This window comes from Candidatus Termitispirillum reticulitermitis, assembly GCF_054655775.1.
Map to the genome: position 1 here is coordinate 1 of NZ_BAAIHG010000084.1, position 4,209 is coordinate 4,209.

The 4,209-nt window shown below is 46.5% G+C and carries 4 protein-coding genes; all 4 read left to right on the forward strand.

Going from position 1 to position 4,209, the window contains the following annotated elements; genetic code table 11:
* The first annotated feature begins 141 nt into the window (after positions 1 to 141).
* Positions 142 to 654, forward strand: a complete 513-nt coding sequence (locus AC1MDJ_RS06920; RefSeq protein WP_479690199.1) for a hypothetical protein — start codon at positions 142 to 144, stop codon at positions 652 to 654.
* A 24-nt stretch (positions 655 to 678) separates the two neighbouring features.
* Entirely contained in the window at positions 679 to 2,367 is a 1,689-nt protein-coding gene (locus AC1MDJ_RS06925) for an ammonia-forming cytochrome c nitrite reductase subunit c552 (RefSeq protein ID WP_479690200.1), read from the forward strand.
* 104 nt (positions 2,368 to 2,471) lie between these two features.
* Positions 2,472 to 3,038 (forward strand): DUF8052 family protein, encoded by a 567-nt coding sequence (locus tag AC1MDJ_RS06930; protein WP_479690201.1) that lies wholly within the window; start codon positions 2,472 to 2,474, stop codon positions 3,036 to 3,038.
* A gap of 7 nt (positions 3,039 to 3,045) precedes the next feature.
* Positions 3,046 to 4,209, forward strand: a 1,164-nt coding sequence (locus AC1MDJ_RS06935; protein WP_479690202.1) for a carbon starvation CstA family protein, incomplete at its 3' end; no start/stop codon positions are given.

A 4,209-nucleotide genomic window follows, 5' to 3' on the forward strand; every position in this document is an offset into this window, starting at 1 on the left:
TGCGTCAAGCGTGATAAGCGGATTCTCCTTTAATGTGGCAATAATTTTATTGCTAGTTTTTAGGCTAGTTTTTTAGCTCGTTTTCTGTTCGTATTCCAAAAACTGTTTGACTTTGCCCTCTTATCTTTGTAAAATCTTGCTGTGGGCAAGCGCAAGTTTATAGTTGTTTGTGTTGCACTCGTTTCTGTTGTAGTGACGGTGGTGGCTGTTGTGGTGCACCGCACGGGTGGAGATAGTGCCACGCTCACTAACATTAAGACTGGTCACTACAGGCTTGCTTGCTACGATGCCCGCTGGCTGTTAGACGAGAACCTCGCTATGCTCCGACAGAAAACCGCCCAGCTTGGACTAGACAACGCTACAAATAACACTAATGTTGCTAACACTCGTGATGTGAAAGACATAAAGAAAGCGATGGATATAGTCTATCGCGATAAGAGCGAAGCTCAAGTGGCGTTGGATAGCTGGTATAGTGAGTTGATGTCGGGTGTAGCGCGCTTTGTAGGTAAAGATGAGCAGAAGATGTTAGCAATACAAGATAGCGTTGGCAGAGACTATGTATCAATATTCTATGCAGCAGTGTATATAACACAAGGTGTTTTAGATGAAAAGAAGGCGCGCGAAGGGCTGACTCAAGAATTCTGCGCGATGTAGAATGATAAATGGGGAGACTGACAGATGAAAACCAAAGTTTTACTACTTGCATCAGTAGCAACGCTCACGCTTGTAATGTTAGTGGCAGGCTGCACTAGGACGACCAAGACTAGCAAAAAAGCGGCGGATGGCAGTGCTGACACAGCTGCAGAGTTTGCTATAGAGGCTGGCAAAGCCGCGCAAGGGCAGAGCAAGGTCAAACTAGCGCAATGCTTTGAGTGTCACGATACAGTCGGCACACTCCACAAGTCGGGCACGCATAAAGATGTCAATTGTATATCCTGCCACACTGAGCTGGCGGCGCATTTAGCGGACAGTGCCGATAGACCGGGAACCGACACCTCTTGGCAATCTTGCGGACAGTGCCATGCACAGCAGATGGACACAATGTTGCAGGTTAGCTACCACCGCCCTGCACGTGATGAAAAATCACAACCTACTAACAGAATTCCCGTTTGGTATGATAAGCTTATGGCACCGCACGGCTTTACAAAAGAGCATGCACTTACCCGCCCGCATGCGTTGATGTTGATAGACCAATATGTTGTTGACCGCGCATTCGGCGGCAGATTTCAACCAAAACACGGCTGGGAATATGTGCTGGAAACGGGCAGAGTGTGGGATATACTTGAAGACACACACCCAGAGGAGCCAGGGCAAAAGTCATTCCTACCACAAACTGCGACTGCTAACAACCCTGTATGTATAAACTGTAAGACGGCTGACCATATACTGGATTGGGCATATATGGGCGACCCTGATGTGGGTGCTAAGTGGAGCAGGACATCCAATTCAGTGCAAATGGCAAAGAGCACCAATTACGGCATTAACTGTTTCTTCTGCCACGACCCTCATGCGGCTAAACCGCGTATCATACGGGACGCGCTCATTGAGGCACTGAGCGATGAAACAGCCGACAACGTATATACACGGGATGCTAACCGCACCAAGATAGAGGTTATCACTATGGGTGAGCGTGGCTACGAGCGCAAGATTGCCCTGTTAGATAAGCCAGATAGCAGGCTGATGTGTGCACAATGCCACGTTGAGTATAACTGCAACCCAGGGACTAATGCGGAGACGGGCGAACCTGTTGGCTTTAACAGCAGGCTGACCAATCACTATCCGCTGAAAAATGCGCTAGAGCTATACACTCACTACTATGAAGATATAAAGTTTGTAGATTTTAAGAACAAATTTGACGGCGCACCCCTGTGGAAAGGACAGCATCCAGAGTTTGAAACGTATTATGAATCTACACACTCTAAACTTGGCGTTGGTTGTGCGGATTGCCATACGCAGATGAGCGTTAAGGGAGAGGGTGGCAAGTTCACCGACCACTTTGCGCAATCTCCGCGACATATAGCAAAAGCGGCGTGCTTGAAGTCGGGCTGTCATAGTCAGTGGACGGAAGAGCAGGCTATTTACACTATGGACTCTGTGAAAGCCTATACTAAGGGGCGTATGCGCAAGGCGGAGTTCTGGCTGTCAACGCTAATTGATAAGATAAACGAGGCTAATAGGGCGAATGTAAGCCCTGAAGTGTTGGAGGCGGCTCGCAAGGCGCATTCTCAGGCGCATATATTGTGGGAATACTGGACGGCAGAAAACTCAGATGGTTTCCACAACCCTGCACTTGCTAGGCAGAGCCTGACACAGTCTATAACTATATCAACAAATGCTATAGATGCGCTTGACAATGCTATGAAGTAAAAATAGTGGGACTATACGGTTGACAAAGAAAATAAAATAATTGTTTGTTTTTATCTTTTATTTATGTTAGAGTATGAGACTTTATACTCTGATAGGTCTGATAAATGGATAGATTTAATGATGTTCTGCGCACGGCTAGTGAAAAGCTAGCCAGTGCGTATGTTGCGTATTTTGATATTAAGAGAGATTATCGCCTAGGGCAGACGGGGCAGGCAAAGCAAATAGTTGTGCCTGTGTTTGGTGAGTTCCACGCCCGCAAAGAGAAGTATGTTTTAATGAAAAAGGCTATCATCGGTGTGAGTGAGGGTAGCGAGTATCTATTCATACTTTCATTTGAGCGTATTGATGAGCAAGCGTTTCAGGCTATTGTAGATATTGCAAAGGTTGCAGAGAGGGAGCTTGTCAAGCCACATGGCGAGCATATGTATTCCTATATCAGCATGGTGGTGTTATGTGGCAGCATTGATGAGAGTGTTGCTAGAAAGGTTAAAAAGTTTAGTCAATACAAGATGTATCGTTTTTGGTTTCACGGCTATTCGGTAGCTAATGTAGTGGCGGTGGTATTAGACAGTGATAATGTCGGCGGGGGCAAGGTGAACATCCGCAGTGTCGTAAGCAACAGGGATGGCAAATCGTTAAAGAATAATGTGTGTGATATATTAAGTAAATGAGGTTATTATGAACGCAATTGTTATTTTGTTGTTAGCATTAGTTCTACTTGCTATAGCGTATATCTGCTATGGTAGCTGGCTTGCGCGTCAATGGGGTATAGACCCTACTAAGCCCACTCCTGCGCACACTATGAGGGACGGCATTGACTACATTCCCACAAAGGCTCCTGTCTTGATGGGTCACCACTTTGCATCCATCGCGGGTGCCGGACCTATCAATGGTCCTATTATGGCGGCAGTCTTTGGCTGGGTGCCAGTGTTCTTGTGGTTGATTATTGGCGGCATATTCATTGGTGCTGTGCATGATTTCTCCTCTTTGTTTGCGTCTGTGCGCAACAAAGGGCAGTCTATTGGGGTTATTATCCAACAGACATTGGGGATTTCAGGCAAACGCCTATTTATTATATTCTCGTGGCTGACGTTAGTTCTGGTGGTTGCGGCTTTTGCTGACATTGTTGCCAGCACATTTGTAGGCTTTACAAAGGACGGCGCACAGCTTACGCCGAACGCTTCAGCAGCATCTACATCTATAATATTTGTATTTGTAGCTATTATATTCGGGCTTATACTATCACGTATCAGCCAAAGCACGGTTAAATCATGTGCATTGGGTATTGCTCTCGTTGTGCTCTGCGTATGGCTGGGAATGAAGTTCCCTATATACCTGACCAAGCCTGTCTGGATGTATATCGTGCTTGGTTATATATTTGTCGCATCGGTTACCCCTGTGTGGATACTATTGCAACCGCGCGACTTCTTAAACTCGTTCCTGCTATATGCAATGATGATTATGGCTGTGGTTGGCATTATAGCTAGCAATCCTACTATAAGCCTGCCTGCTTTCACTAGCTGGGAGCCTATACCGGGCTGGACGCTGTTTCCTATACTGTTCATCACTATAGCCTGCGGGTCAATATCGGGTTTCCACAGCTTGATATCTTCTGGCACCACCGCTAAGCAGCTGGACAGCGAAGCTGATGCTAAACCTATCGGCTATGGGGCAATGTTGATTGAAACTAGTCTTGCTGTTACGGCTCTGATAGCTGTAGGTGTGTATGTGAACGGCTCTAAGCTAACGGGCACGCCACCTATGATATTTGCAAACGGGGTGGCAAACTTTGTAGCTACTGTAGGCATGCCACGCGATGTGGCGTATACTGTGCTGATACTA

Bases quoted from the DNA above. Each gene is read 5' to 3' on its own strand.
- AC1MDJ_RS06925 (WP_479690200.1), top strand. From the start codon at position 679: ATGAAAACCAAAGTTTTACTACTTGCATCAGTAGCAACGCTCACGCTT.
- AC1MDJ_RS06930 (WP_479690201.1), top strand. From the start codon at position 2,472: ATGGATAGATTTAATGATGTTCTGCGCACGGCTAGTGAAAAGCTAGCC.